Raw genomic sequence first — 14555 nt, 5'->3', positions numbered from 1 at the left:
CCCTAAAATATATAGTAATAGAAAAGGTAATAGAAATTACCTCCTATTATTATATTTACTTAATAAATTCCTAAGAACTAAACTTTAGGTCATGTATAGAAAAAATAATTATCAATGCTATAAGTAATATAAAAATAATTACAGCTTTTTTATTTGCAAAATTAATTGTAGAGCCTATACCAACTCTTTTTTCAACCATGAATGCTGGGTCATTTTTATTATAATAAAACATTCCTAAAATCCATTTATCATCATCATTTTTGTATAAGTCATCATTTTCAGTGTCTTCTTTTATATTCCTTCCACCCTGTCCTATTATTATAAATATTAATATAAATATAAGCATACTAACTAAAATAACAATATTAATTAAGTTTTCTATTGGCATACTGTTAAAGTTATAAACTACTCCAATTTGAATTACGGAATATAACAATATAGTTTCTATTTCAGCTATAAATAAAAATATAGAAATTACTCTTTTGAATTTCTTTTTTCTCTTTACTGCAGTTTGAATACTTCCACTATTTAAATCTACCTTTGAACTTAATGTGATTTTAGTTAGTATAAACATAATTATACATAATATAATTCCATAAATAGGTGTTTTATAAATTTTATATAAATCTTCACTTACAAAATATTCTTTTCTTGATACAGTTAAAATTAATGTACTAATAGGAATTATAATTGGTATTAAAAATATTTTTTCATTTAAAGCTTTATACTTTTCATTTTTCTTTGGCTTTCTTAAAGTAGTATCTATCACTACAACATTATTTGTTTTATAATTCCAATTATTTATTTCTTTTAATAACTTAACTTTTTTATAATAAATTACAAATAATATACTATGAGCTAGAAGCATAGATACTACTGATATAATCATTATCATTGATATTACAAACTCACTAGATTTTAAGTTAAAAATTATAATGAGATTAATTATTACTGTTAAAATAGAAAATAAATAAATTACGTTTTTCTTATAATTTTTTTCTAACCTTTTGATTTCATTTTCTCCTTGGTATTTTTGTGGAATTCTAACACCAAAGTATATTCCTTTATTAGAAGAATTATTTAGATAGTATGATAAAATAATCATAGTTATTATAAAGCTATTTACTGATAAAATAATTGATAAACCTTCCAAAACAAATACACCTCCTATGTTATTCGTTTATATTCCTTTTACAAAGAAGTATATTATTGTTGCTATTATTAGTATAATAGGTAAAATCATTATAAACATTCCTATTGGATTTCCTAAGTTAACATCCCAACCAATACCTATTCTCTTTTCTACAAATATACTTGGATCATTCCTATTGTAATAAAAGTTTCCTAAAATCCAATTTTTATCGTCATCTCTATATATTTCTTCATCCAGCTTATTTATTTTTATATTTTTACCACCCTGACCTATTTTATAACCTAATATAGTAATCACTATTACTGTAAATAATATAATTATTAAAGATATTATACTTATTAACTTTATTGTGTTCGAACTCCAGCTATATATTATTGAAAATTGAATTAATGAAAATAAAATTACAATTTCAATCAATATGCTATATAAAAAAAATGAATTATATACTTTAAATATTTTTCTTTGTTCTTTTATTTCACTTAAAGTTCCACTATTTATATCAACTTTACCATTGATAGCAAATTTATTTATAGTCATAAAAAATAAAATCATTATTATCTCCATTAAAGGCAACATCATTAAATTTATTAATCCTAATAAACCTGACTTTGAAGCAAATCCATCTGCCACACCTGAAGAATTGAAATGTATAGGAAATTTTTCGGGAATATTTTTATAATATATAGACGTTAATATTATATTTATTATTGGCACAATAATTATCAATAAAAAATGCTTGTTTTTTATTCCAACTATATCTTCATTATTTTTAGGTTTTCTTATAGATGTGTCTACTACTACTACATTTTTTCCTAGTTTTCCCCACTTCTTTTCCTTTTTTAATTCACTTAACTTTTTCCAATATATGATTACTGGTATATTGACAAGAACTAGTAAAAGAAATGTTGCTATAAGAAAAATATATAGCTTAGGAATTATAAAAACTATAAAATTTAGAAGTATTGTGCATGGAAGTATTGACATAATATAAGCTTTCTTATATTTTTTTTCTAAAATCTTTATCTCTTCACATCTTTCATATTCCTTAGGAACTCTTACTCCAAAAACAATTCCATTATTAGAAAATTTGTTAACATATAACCCACTAAAATATAATATTAGACTTAAGAATAACATTAATACACAACTGATTATTGTATCCATATAATTACTCCTCTTTTTTAAAATCTATAAATATTTTATCAATAAAATCCTTAACATCTTCTTTATTTATATTTCTATTAAAGCACTGAGCCATATAAAAATATAAATTTTCATTTAAATCTTCTCTAAATTTCTCCATTGATTGATTTAAATTCAATGAAACAACCGCACCTTTCCTTCGATCAATTTTAATATACCCTTCATCCTTAAGCATATTGTATGCTTTATTAACAGTATGCATATTTACCCCTATATCTTCTGCCAATGCTCTCACTGAAGGTAGCTCCTCCCCTATTTCAATCTCACATTTAGCAATACACTCAATAACCTGATTCTTTATTTGAACATATATTGGAGTTTCCGAATCAAAATCTATTCTTAAAATCAATTTAACACATCCTTTGCTTCAGTTCACAGTTCACACTAGAAAAGTTCTTCGCACTTTTTACAATTTATTAAACAACTTAACTCCTACTATATTTAAACTCTTCCATAAAACTATCAAAATAACTGATAAGTATATGATTATTGTTATTATAAATAAATTATAATTTTTTATATCAGTTAAAATAAATATTATCGTTGGAATTGCTACAATTGCTGCTGATAATAACATTTGTATCATAACACTTGCTCCTTGTTTTACAACTGATGTTTCTGTTGTCCAATTCAACTTAGGAAAGTATAAGTTTATTATTAATCCTAATATAGATACAATAAAAGAGTATATACTAGTTATCAATAATAGCGCCAAAACATTTATAAGTGATAATTTCAACGCTGTAAAGAATATAATATCACTTACTATAGTAGCTGGTAAAATTAATATTAAATTTAATGCTATTTTACTTTTAAATATATCAATAGCCTTAATTGGAGAAGACTTTAATATCCATAAATTTTTACCTTCCAATGATATAGATGAATTAGTAGTACAAGATATTGATAAAATTCCGCATACAAGTGAAATGGTAAATAACGGTATTAATTCTTCTGAAAAATTAATTTCTGAGATTTTAAAAAGCATATCTTTTCCAAAAAGTAATGTTGCTACAGCTGCCGCTATAATCATTATTGGTCCTATTATAGTATTTAAGACATAAATAGGTGTAGAAAAATATCTTTTTATTTCTTTTCTAATTAAAGAAACTATTTGTGAAGATGTATTTATATCTCCTAATTTATAATTAGATTTACTAAAGGATTCTTGTAGCTTTGAATTTATTATTTTAAAACTCTTGCTAAATATAAATATAAATATGGCAAATACTAAAAGTGATATACTAATAAACACTAATAAATCTTTTAAACTTAAACTAACCAAAGCCCTTGTTGCATAAATTGAAGGTGGATATATATTAGAAATACCTTCCGCTAGTGATTTACTATTAATTATAATATCTTGTATTAAGTTTCCACTGTTATACAAAGCTACTACTACTATTAAAGATATAAGTATAGTACCTATATTTATTATCAAGTTTTTATATCTCATCTTTGAAGAAATATAACTAATAATAAAAGCAAAAAATGATGAAAGCACTATTGGTATTAATGGTAAAAATATAAATACAAAAAATAGATAAACAAAATATAAATACTGAATATCTGCTTTTAAGAAATAAACAATAGCTTGTGGTAAAAAAGCAAATAATAGTATAAAATAATTCAATCCTAATAAGTTAAGCATTTTATTTATCAATATGGCACTTCTCTTAATTGGTAAGCTCATAAGTAAATCATAATCCTTAGATGAAAATAAAAGTCCTTGAGCCTTATATATTGAAGTAAAAAAAATAATTAAAGAACTTAAAATAAATCCCATTATAATCTGCAAATTTAAAAGTCCCATTTTGTCTAATTCATTTGCAGCATGATAAGTAGATATTGTTGTAGAAAAAACTAATGATGAAATTGCTATTGCTATTGAAAGAAATATGGATATATTCTTTATTTTTTCCTTTTTTGATTTTTCTTTTATAATTTTATTTATACCTAAAGAATTTATTAAAGTGGTCTTAAATAGAATATATATTTTATTCATTATCAATCAACTCCATAAAGATATCTTCTAAAGAACTATTTCCCTTAACATCATTCATTTTTCCTTGAGTTACTATATTTCCTTCTTTTATTATAGCAACCTTATCACATAATTTTTCTGCTACTTCAAGAACATGAGTTGAGAAAAATATTGCAGCACCTTCCTTGCATATCTTTTTCATTTCCTCTTTTAAAATATGAGCAGCCTTTGGATCTAAACCAACAAAAGGTTCATCTAAAACTAAAAGTTTAGGCTTGTGAATTAATGCTGAAATTAAAACTAGCTTTTGTTTCATACCATGTGAATAAGAAGAAATTAAATCTCCAAGTGCATTTATTATTTCAAATTTTTCTGAATATAACTTTATTAATTCTTCTCTTTCACCTTTTGAAACCTCATAAATATCTGCTATAAAATTAAGATATTGAATTCCAGTAAGGGCTTCATAAATATCTGGATTATCAGGTATATATGCTATTTTACTTTTACATTTTAAAGGTTCCTTTTTAATTGAAGTTCCATCAATTAATATATCTCCTTCTTCGAATTCTAAAATTCCTACAACTGACTTAATTGTTGTTGTTTTTCCTGCACCATTATGACCTATAAATGCAAATATCTCACCTTTATTTACTGTTATAGAAATATTATTTGCTGCTTTTTTCCCATTTTTATATGATTTTGAAAAATTTATTATTTGAAGCATTTAATCACCTCTTAATTTATTATACTTGTTATATATATACTATAACAAGTATAATAAATTTGCAACTATTAAGTTATCGACATTGTGAAAATTTTACTTTACAGTTTATTGATATATGATAAAATATAGGAGTCGGTATTCTTTGTAAACCGAACAAAATGCAAAAATTTATTTTTTGCCGAATTATATCCTAAAAGGAATAAGAACGGAGGAGTTAAAATGTTAAATACTAGAGGGATGGGAAATTCTCGTGAAAACGTCAGGAAAATGGTAGTAGTTGCTATGCTTTCCGGTATTTGTTTATTCTTAGGACTAACAGGTCTTGGGTTTATACCATTACCACTTTTCAAATTAACTATTTTACATTTACCTGTAATAATTGGTGCTATAATAGAAGGCCCTATAGCTGGAGCTTCTATTGGTTTTATATTTGGATTATTTTCTATATATCAAAATATAACAACTCCAACACCAATGTCACCATTTTTTTATAACCCATTAGTTTCAATACTTCCTAGAGTATTGATAGGGGTTGTATCATATTATGTTTATATCTTTTTAAGATCAAAATTGAAAAATAAAAGACTATCTATTGGAATAGCTGCTATTTGTGGTTCATTAACTAATACAATAGGTGTACTTGGATCAATTTACTTGATTTATTTTAAGGATTATGCATCAATACTTATGCAAAGAGGAACCATTTCATCGGGTTCTTTAGGTAAAGTTACTATTGCTTTACTTTCGGTAATAGGTACCAATGGTATAGCTGAAGCTGTTTTATCAGCACTAGTCTCAATTCCTGTAGTAATCGCAATTTTAAAAATGCAAAAAAGAAGTAATTAGAAATCACAAAGGTTATTTGAAAATTATTTTCAAATAACCTTTTTTTATAGTTTGTACCATTATATTCTTTTTAATGTCCAAATTTCCTCTAATGTATTAAATTTTATAGTTTATAAAGATTTTATTTGCACAATATAATAGTACAAAGTCAAACAAACTTTGTAAAATACTCAATAAAAAACTTTTAAAGTTATAAGGAGGAATTTATTATGGCAACAAAATTAGTTCCAGAAGCTAAACAAGGATTAGCTAAATTCAAAAATGAAGTAGCTAATGAAATGGGAGTTCCTTTCTCTGACTATAATGGAAATCTTTCTTCTAAACAATGCGGTAGCGTTGGTGGAGAAATGGTTAAGAGAATGGTTCAACAATACGAATCTACAATTAAATAATATAAAAATGGAAAGAGAAGTAGTTACTACTTCTCTTTCTGTTTTCATTAAAATTTAACTTTTTAACTCATGCTCTTAACTTAACTAAGATTTAAGCTTTATACAAGAGTTAATTATTCTATTATTATTTTGTCATCTTGTATATCTACAATAACATTTGAGCCATAGCCAATTTCACCTTTTATAATCTTTCTTGCTAGATTATTTTCAAGTGTATTTTGAATATATCTTTTTAATGGTCTTGCCCCATAAACTGGATCGTATCCTTCCTTTGCCATCATTGTTTTGGCAGAATCAGTAACTTTTAAAGTAATATTCTTATCCTTTAGTCTATTTACAACATCCCTTAGGAATATATCTATTATTTTCTTAATACCATTTTCTGATAATGGTTTAAACATAATTATATCATCTACTCTATTTAAAAATTCAGGCTTAAATCTTAACTTCATTTCATTCTCAACTTGAGTTCTTATACTATCATCTACTATTTCTTCACTCTTATTTTCTAAAAGATAGCTACTTCCTATATTAGATGTCATAATTATTATTGTATTTTTAAAATCCACTGTCTTTCCCTTATTATCTGTCAATCTACCATCATCTAATATTTGTAAAAATATATTAAATACATCTTCATGAGCCTTTTCTATTTCATCAAATAAGATTACACTATATGGATTCCTTCTTACAGCTTCAGTAAGTTGACCACCTTCATCATATCCTACATATCCTGGAGGAGCTCCAACTAATCTAGATACAGAATGTTTTTCCATATATTCTGACATATCAATTCTTATTATACTTTCTTCAGAATCAAATAAGTTTCTAGCTAAAGTTTTTGCAAGTTCTGTTTTACCTACTCCTGTAGGCCCTAAAAATATAAATGATCCTATTGGCTTATTTACATCTTTTAATCCAGCTCTCGCTCTTAATATTGCATTTGAAACAGCTGTTATTGCTTCTTCCTGCCCTATTACTCTGTTTTTCATCTCATCTTCTAGTCTTAAAAGTTTTTCTCTTTCTCCTTCTAATAAATTCGTAACTGGTATTCCAGTCCACTTAGAAAGTATTTTGGAAACTTCTTCTTCAGTTACTTCTTCTTTTAAAAGAGCACCTTCATAATTTTCCTTTACTTCTACTTCTTTTTGCTTTATTTCTTCTTCTAATAATGGAATTATACTATATTGTATCTCTGCCGCTTTATTATAATCATAATTTCTTTGAGCTGCTTCTAAATTTCCTCTTGCATCATCTAATTTAGATTTTAAATCTCTAAGATTTACTATAGCTCCTCTTTCTTTCTCAAACTTTGCTGTCATTTCATCATTATTAGCTTTCAGTTCTGCTATATCTTTCTCTAAAGCTTGTAACTTCTTTTTAGATCCCTCATCACTTTCTTTAGTTAATGCTTCTTTTTCTATTTCTAATTGAAATAATTTTCTTCTTATATTGTCTATTTCTGTTGGAATTGAATCTATTTCTGTTCTTATCATAGCCCCGGCTTCATCTATTAAATCTATGGCTTTATCTGGAAGATATCTATCTTGAATATATCTATGAGATAGTTTGGCTGCAGCTATTAATGAAGAGTCATGTATTCTTACACCATGATGAATTTCAAATCTTTCTTTTAATCCCCTTAAAATAGAAATAGTATCTTCTACTGTAGGTTCTTCTACAATTACTGGTTGAAATCTTCTTTCTAGTGCTTTATCTTTTTCTATATATTGCCTATACTCATCAAAAGTTGTAGCTCCTATACAATGAAGTTCTCCCCTTGCCAACAATGGTTTTATTAAATTTCCAGCATCCATTGCTCCATCTGTCTTACCAGCTCCCACTATAGTATGAATTTCATCAATAAATAATATTATTCTTCCTTCACTACCTTGGACTTCTTTTAAAACAGCTTTTAATCTTTCTTCAAATTCCCCCCTATATTTAGCTCCAGCTATAAGTGATCCCATATCTAGAGAAAAAATTACCTTATTCTTTAATCCTTCAGGAACATCTCCTTTAATTATCCTTTCTGCTAATCCTTCTATTATAGCTGTTTTTCCAACTCCCGGCTCACCAATTAATACAGGATTATTTTTTGTTCTTCTTGAAAGTATTCTTATAACCCTTCTAATTTCTTCATCTCTGCCTATAACTGGATCAAGTTTATGTTTCTTTGCAAGGTTTGTAAGATTTGTTCCATATTTACTTAATGCATCATAAGTTCCTTCTGGATCTTGAGTTTCTACCCTTTGATTTCCTCTGACTTCCTTTAAAATATCCATAAAAGTCTTTTTATTTATATTATATTTATTTAGTAAATTTTTTACCTCACCATTCTTATCTATTTCAATTATTGCAAGCATTATATGCTCAACGCTAATATAAGAATCTTCAAACTTTTTAGATATATCTTCAGCTTTTACCAAAACTTCTTCAATTTGCCTAGTTGCATAAACACCAGAAGAATTAGCCCCTTCACCCAAAACCTTTGGCATCTTTTCTAATATCTTATTTAAATCTTCATCTAAGGATTTAGTTTTTATTCCCATCTTAGTTAATATATTTGGAATCAATCCATCTTCTTGCTCTAATAAAGCTCCAAATAAATGTACTAGTTCAACTTGTTGATGATTATATTTAACTGCTAATAAACTTGCATTATTCAATGCTTCCTGTACTCTTAATGTCATTTTATCAATATTCATGTTTCACGCCTCCCTACAATCAATACTTTAATATATTTATTTTATTCTTTATTTTTATAATAATACAAAAGTCAAAGAAAGTCAAAGTTTGTTTTGTATTTTTTTATTATAGTATATAATATAATAAAATTAACAATTAAAAATTAACAATTCACAATTAATGATGAAACTGTTACGCAGTTTCTAAAATTCAAATTTTATAATTTAGCTTTGCTGAATTATTATCTGTAAAAATTGTGAACTAACAAAAATTATTAATCGTTAACTGTGAATTGTGAATTGATAAAAGGTGGTGATTTTATGAGAAGAGAGTATGTAACCTATCCAGAGGATTCTCCTATTAAAATATCATATGCAAATATAAAAGAATATCCTATACATTGGCATAATTCAATAGAAATATTATATGTCTTAAGGGGAAGCATAAATATTAATATAGATACAGACTCTTTTGAATTACTAGAAAAAGAATTAGAAATTATAAATGTTGATGAAGCTCATAGGATATATAGCGAAAAAGATAATAAAGTTTTAATATTCCATATAGATCCCTATTTCTTCGAAAAATATTATAAGGATATAAATAATATCTTCTTTTACACAAATTCAACTGATGATGGTGCTCAAGAAGGTGAAGAATATGACTTGCTTAGAACCTTTTTAGCTAAACTATTGTGTGAGTGTGTTCAAAAAATTGATGATTTTGATAAAGAAATTGAATCAATTTTAGTAGATTTACTTTATCATCTTATAAATAACTTTCATTATTTAACTTATGAAAAAGAAGAATTAAAAGAAAAAACTGAACAACTTGCTAGATATCATAGAATTTCTAAATATATATTTAATAATTACGATAGCAATATAACATTACAAGAAATTGCGAAAAAAGAGTTTTTAAGCCCTCACTATTTATCTCATGAAATTAAATATGCAACTGGATATAGTTTCACTGATTTAGTTAATTTAACTAGAGTTGAAGAATCTGTTAAGCTTCTATTAGATAGTGATTTAAGTATTTCAGATATATCTGATGAAGTTGGTTTTTCTCATGTTAGATATTTAAATAAAAACTTTAAGAATTACTATGGATGTACTCCTCTGCAATTTAGAAAGAAAAATAAACTAACAGATAAAGAACTTGAAAACATTAAATCTATTGAAATTTTGAAATTAGAAGATGCACTTGAATATCTTTCTTATGAACTTGAGGATTATGAAAGATTCAACTACGAAAATAAATTATGGAAAATTCATATAGATATGGATTCAACATTAAGTGTTTTTGAAAAAGATTATAGTAACATAATTAACCTTGATGATGCCTTTGATTTACTTTTGGAAGATAATAAGGATATTTTAGAAGAAATTCAAGATGAGCTTCACTTTAAATATGCAAGGCTTGAAAATATGTTTAATAGCGATATGGGGGTATTCCCCAAAGCTGATTTTTATAATTGGAATAAGGCGAAAAGCGTCATAGAATTTTTAGATTATATAGATTTAAAACCTATTATATTAATAGATAATCCTAATTTCACATTTGAAAAATATAGGCAAGTTTTAAATAGTTTCTTTGAATACTTCTCAGAAATAGATTATATAGATATTTCAAGATTTAAATTTCAATTTACACCTGCTATATTAACAGATGTAAAAGATTCATTACATCAATTTCTTATTGAAGATTATAATTTAGATGTAATTGAAGATATATTTACTTGTGATAAAAGCTTAAATAAAATTTATGATACTGCTTATATGCTTCCATATATAATCCATAATACTATATTTAATAATAATTCTTTAAACTTTTTAAAAGCCTTTGATGTTCTTGAAAAAGAAATAAGTTTAACAAATGAGGTATTTATAGGTGCTCCTGGTATTGTCAATGATATGGGAATAAGAAAACCATCATATTATGCATATTATCTTCTTAGCAAACTTGGAAATGAAATAGTTGCAATGGAAAATGGATATATAGTAACAAAAAAAGATGATGAATATTGCATACTACTTTACTCTTATACAGATGAACTTAACGAAATGCAAAGTTATGAAGATATATTCAATAAAAGAGGTAAAAGAAAAATTTATAAGCGAAAAATTTCATTAAATATTGAAAATATAAAAAAATCTTCAAGAATAATAACTTATGAAATAAGTGAGAGAGTAGGTTCATCTTATAATTATTGGCTATCTATGGGTTCTCCTGATAGACTTAATAAAGAAGAAAAAGAAATACTTCATAAAGCTTCATTTCCTAAAATAGATTTTAAGTATTCCAAAAAAAATACAATATTAAACATAATTACTGAGCTTAGAGGTTATGAGGCTAAACTAATTTTAATAAAAAGTACTAAATAAAGTACAAAGAAACCAAAATTATGGTTTCTTTGTACTTTTTTTATTTATATATATTTGCTTTTAATAACTTAAATGTACTTAAATATCATTACTTAAGTCAATGCTTTTATTGCTTATATTATCTATAATTTAAATATGAATATAAACTTTAAAAGTTTAGAAAGGGTTGATTTTTCAATGAGAGGCTTGTTCTTTATGCCTGGTATAACATCTAAATATTCATTAATTAGTATATTAAAAGCAATTTTACATCCATATAAAAGATATATTTAGAAAAAAGGTAGTTTTAAAACTACCTTTTATTAATTCTTATTTAATTTCATTGCTAAAGTAAAATATTTTAATGAATCTTTTACTTCCCCTAGTTTATAATACATTTCAGCCATATCTAAATATCTTTCATATCTTTTTTCTTTGTTAGCAAATTTAAAAAGAGAATCCAGAGATAAATTCATATACATTTCTGCTTGAAGATATGACCCCTTCTTTTGCAAAATCATTCCTTTTAAGTAATATGCTTCTTCTATTAGAACTATATCATCAGTATCAATTGCAAGATTTAAAGCCTCGTCAGTAATTTCATAAGCATCATCATATTGCTCATTACTGTAAAGAGTTCTTATACATTTATTTAAAAATTTCACATAATTTTTCTTATTTTCTACTGGGAATAACTTTATTCCCTCTTTTATTTCCTTAATGGCTTTATCCTTATCCCCTACATAAAAATAACTTTCACCATTTTTACCTTTTGCTAATGCTAAAACCATAGGATCTTCTTTTTGATATTCATAGGCTAATTTTATATACTTGTCTGCCTCTTTTTTCCTTAATTTTATACAAGCAGTTGCAAAGCAATGATATATATATCCTTTGTCTTTATTATCATTAATATAATCTATATATTTTATTGATTCTCCTAATGAGTAATATGTATTCTCTATTAATCCTAATTTTTCATAGGTTTTTCCTTCTTTATAACAAATATATGAATATCTTACTTCATTAAATTTTGTATCTTCTTTTATCAATTCTCGTGTTCTACTATAATAATTTATTGCCTCATTATACTCTTCAATACTATAAAAAAATGTAGCCATATCTATATAGTAAATTATTGTATTCTCGCGAGTATTATTTTTTTGGTATAAATCATAATATTGAGATATTATTAATTGTATATTTTCAACCTTACTTTTTTGTACATAAAATTTAAATAATATATGTATAAGTTGAAAAGCTAAATCATTATAGGAATATTGTATTGCATAGTTTAGATTATGATTTATAACATTATCTATTTCATCTTCTGGTATCGAGTTTTCTCTTATTAATTCAAGATTACTAACTATTTGTTCTTTTACATCTCTTACTAAATAGCTATAATCAATCCCTAATTTTTCGGATATATATTCTAGGATTTCTTTATCAGCTTTTATTTTACCATTTTCAATGCAGCTCATTTTTGATATAGATACTTTATCTCCACATAATTCTTTTAAAGTTATCCCTTTATATACTCTAGCTCTTTTTATCTTTTCTCCAGTTGATAATATTTCCATTTCAAACCCCCGCTTGAATTAATTTTTAAGTATTCCTATTTCCTTAAAAATATTAACTCCTTCATCTAAATATTTAGCTGCTTCAAAATCCTTTTTATTATCTATATAGAATTTGCCTATCATAATTGCTAGCTGGGCTGCTTGCTTTTGTAATCTATTTGTCTTCGCTAAATTATAACTATCAAGTAGAGTATACTCTGCTTCTCTTTGCATCTCCTTTATAGTATAAATTCTAAACCATAAGATTTTTAATTCTATTAGTTTTTCTATATCATTTTCTTCTATATATAGATTTATTTCCTCTAATATTTCTTCACACTTTGGAATATTCTTTAATTTTATATAATTTTCACATATATTTATTAAGGTCTCAATTATTTTATTATCCTTCCTTCTTATCCTTATTTCCTTAGAAATTTCATAATGTTTAAAGGACTCTTCTATATTTTCAAACTCATAAAATAATTTACCTAAATTATTCTCAATTTCTGATACATTATTTAATTCCTCTAATTCTTTATATACTTCCAATGTTTTTTGAGAATATTTAATGGCATTAGTTAAATCGCCTTTTTTATTATATTCTTCAGAAATTAATAATAAAGTCTTAGCATATTCTTCTCTATTATGAACTTGTTCAAATTTGCTTTTAGCTAAAAATGAATAATCTATAGCTTTACTTATATTTTCTATTTTAAAATAAGATTGAGCCATATAATAATATATTTCACCAAGTAATGCATCTTCACCAATATTATTATCTAAGTATACCTTTTCTGCTTGTCTCAAATAACTACTTGCTGAATGATAAGCTTTCAACTTTAAAGTTATTTTCCCTAGATTAAGAAAAGTATTTATAATTTCTTCATAATTATTATTCTTTATGAATATTACATTTGATGATAAGAAAAATTGTTGTGCTAAAGTTAATTCATCTTTTGCCATATATATTTGGGCTCTTAGATATAGTATCTTTGCTTTTCTATATTCTAAATTATACTTTTCAACATAATATAAGGCATTCTCTATATATTTCTCTCCAGTCATATAATCACCTGATAAAATATATGACTCGGCAATTTGTTCATAGTAAATACTAATCTTTTCAGCTTGTGTTTCTTCAGATTCCATTAAATATTCAACTGAAGTTTGTAAAGCACCTGCTAAGTATTCTAATAGATCCATAGAAGGATTTGACCTACCTGATTCTACCAAACTAATTTGGCCAGGAGTAATCCTGTCTCCAGCTAAATCTTTAAGAGTCATATCTAATTCTTTTCTTCTTCTCTTTATCTTTTCCCCTAATGCAAGAATTTCCATCAATACTCTTCCTTTTCATTACTATAAATTAATAATTTTTCATTTTTATTCAATTATATCATAATTTAACAAATTTAAATAGTAATTATTATAAACCTCGTCTATAAATTAGATTTTTTTCGTCAAATTATAAATTTTATAATCAAAATTAGTATATTTTTTCATTTTTATTTATTATATCATTAATTATATCGAAAACACTACAAAAAACTGAAAATATTACCATTATATATACTAAATTTATAGTTTTATTTTAGAAATTAAAATAAAAAAATTGCCAAGGCGAGCTTATC

11 protein-coding genes are annotated in these 14555 nt (G+C 25.1%); 3 read left to right on the top strand and 8 right to left on the bottom strand.

What is annotated here, in order from left to right:
- Positions 1-70 precede the first annotated feature (70 nt).
- Genes AAT22_RS08820 through AAT22_RS08800 form a run of 5 tightly spaced genes read right to left on the bottom strand, consistent with a single transcriptional unit; the run spans position 71 to position 5067 of the window.
- A complete protein-coding gene (locus tag AAT22_RS08820) occupies positions 71-1153 on the bottom strand; it encodes a DUF5808 domain-containing protein (RefSeq protein ID WP_047000938.1) in 1083 nt (360 codons plus the stop codon).
- A 27-nt stretch (positions 1154-1180) separates the two neighbouring features.
- Positions 1181-2317, bottom strand: coding sequence for a DUF5808 domain-containing protein (locus AAT22_RS08815; RefSeq protein ID WP_016206241.1), 1137 nt, complete (start codon positions 2315-2317; stop codon positions 1181-1183).
- A gap of 4 nt (positions 2318-2321) precedes the next feature.
- Entirely contained in the window at positions 2322-2705 is a 384-nt protein-coding gene (locus AAT22_RS08810) for a GntR family transcriptional regulator (RefSeq protein WP_016206242.1), read from the bottom strand.
- 57 nt (positions 2706-2762) lie between these two features.
- Positions 2763-4361: a hypothetical protein gene (locus tag AAT22_RS08805; protein WP_047000937.1), complete on the bottom strand. Its 1599-nt coding sequence runs from the start codon at positions 4359-4361 to the stop codon at positions 2763-2765.
- Positions 4354-5067, bottom strand: coding sequence for an ABC transporter ATP-binding protein (locus AAT22_RS08800; RefSeq protein ID WP_047000936.1), 714 nt, complete (start codon positions 5065-5067; stop codon positions 4354-4356). Before AAT22_RS08800 ends, AAT22_RS08805 begins: the two co-directional genes overlap by 8 nt.
- Positions 5068-5286: 219 nt before the next feature.
- Between AAT22_RS08800 and AAT22_RS08795 the strand changes: the two genes are divergently transcribed.
- Both AAT22_RS08795 and AAT22_RS08790 read left to right on the top strand, forming a co-directional pair.
- Entirely contained in the window at positions 5287-5913 is a 627-nt protein-coding gene (locus tag AAT22_RS08795) for an ECF transporter S component (RefSeq protein ID WP_047000935.1), read from the top strand.
- Between the two features lie 209 nt (positions 5914-6122).
- Positions 6123-6305 (top strand): alpha/beta-type small acid-soluble spore protein, encoded by a 183-nt coding sequence (locus AAT22_RS08790; RefSeq protein WP_016206246.1) that lies wholly within the window; start codon positions 6123-6125, stop codon positions 6303-6305.
- A gap of 113 nt (positions 6306-6418) precedes the next feature.
- On the opposite strand, the gene clpB is transcribed toward AAT22_RS08790, so the two are convergent.
- Positions 6419-9013 carry an ATP-dependent chaperone ClpB gene (gene clpB, locus AAT22_RS08785; protein WP_047000934.1) on the bottom strand — a complete coding sequence of 865 codons (2595 nt, stop codon included), beginning with the start codon at positions 9011-9013 and terminating at the stop codon, positions 6419-6421.
- Between the two features lie 300 nt (positions 9014-9313).
- Here clpB and AAT22_RS08780 point away from each other — a divergent pair, with 300 nt between their 5' ends.
- Positions 9314-11380: a helix-turn-helix domain-containing protein gene (locus AAT22_RS08780; protein ID WP_047000933.1), complete on the top strand. Its 2067-nt coding sequence runs from the start codon at positions 9314-9316 to the stop codon at positions 11378-11380.
- A 302-nt stretch (positions 11381-11682) separates the two neighbouring features.
- On the opposite strand, the gene AAT22_RS08775 is transcribed toward AAT22_RS08780, so the two are convergent.
- Both AAT22_RS08775 and AAT22_RS08770 read right to left on the bottom strand, forming a co-directional pair.
- Positions 11683-12942, bottom strand: a complete 1260-nt coding sequence (locus AAT22_RS08775) for a helix-turn-helix transcriptional regulator (RefSeq protein WP_047000932.1) — start codon at positions 12940-12942, stop codon at positions 11683-11685.
- A gap of 18 nt (positions 12943-12960) precedes the next feature.
- On the bottom strand, positions 12961-14262 hold the full coding sequence (locus AAT22_RS08770) for a helix-turn-helix transcriptional regulator (protein WP_047000931.1): 1302 nt from the start codon (positions 14260-14262) through the stop codon (positions 12961-12963).
- Between the last annotated feature and the right edge of the window lie 293 nt (positions 14263-14555).

Source organism: Clostridium sp. C8 (assembly GCF_001010885.1).
Classification (GTDB): domain Bacteria; phylum Bacillota; class Clostridia; order Clostridiales; family Clostridiaceae; genus Clostridium; species Clostridium sartagoforme.
Note: the sequence above shows the minus strand (reverse complement) of the source record. Positions and strands in the feature narration are given on the sequence as shown.

What these genes read in the sequence shown, in the direction of transcription:
- AAT22_RS08815 (WP_016206241.1), bottom strand. Translation starts at nt 2,317, where the DNA reads ATGGATACAATAATCAGTTGTGTATTAATGTTATTCTTAAGTCTAATA.
- AAT22_RS08805 (WP_047000937.1), bottom strand. Translation starts at nt 4,361, where the DNA reads ATGAATAAAATATATATTCTATTTAAGACCACTTTAATAAATTCTTTA.
- AAT22_RS08800 (WP_047000936.1), bottom strand. Translation starts at nt 5,067, where the DNA reads ATGCTTCAAATAATAAATTTTTCAAAATCATATAAAAATGGGAAAAAA.
- AAT22_RS08795 (WP_047000935.1), top strand. Translation starts at nt 5,287, where the DNA reads ATGTTAAATACTAGAGGGATGGGAAATTCTCGTGAAAACGTCAGGAAA.
- AAT22_RS08790 (WP_016206246.1), top strand. Translation starts at nt 6,123, where the DNA reads ATGGCAACAAAATTAGTTCCAGAAGCTAAACAAGGATTAGCTAAATTC.
- clpB (WP_047000934.1), bottom strand. Translation starts at nt 9,013, where the DNA reads ATGAATATTGATAAAATGACATTAAGAGTACAGGAAGCATTGAATAAT.
- AAT22_RS08780 (WP_047000933.1), top strand. Translation starts at nt 9,314, where the DNA reads ATGAGAAGAGAGTATGTAACCTATCCAGAGGATTCTCCTATTAAAATA.
- AAT22_RS08775 (WP_047000932.1), bottom strand. Translation starts at nt 12,942, where the DNA reads ATGGAAATATTATCAACTGGAGAAAAGATAAAAAGAGCTAGAGTATAT.
- AAT22_RS08770 (WP_047000931.1), bottom strand. Translation starts at nt 14,262, where the DNA reads ATGGAAATTCTTGCATTAGGGGAAAAGATAAAGAGAAGAAGAAAAGAA.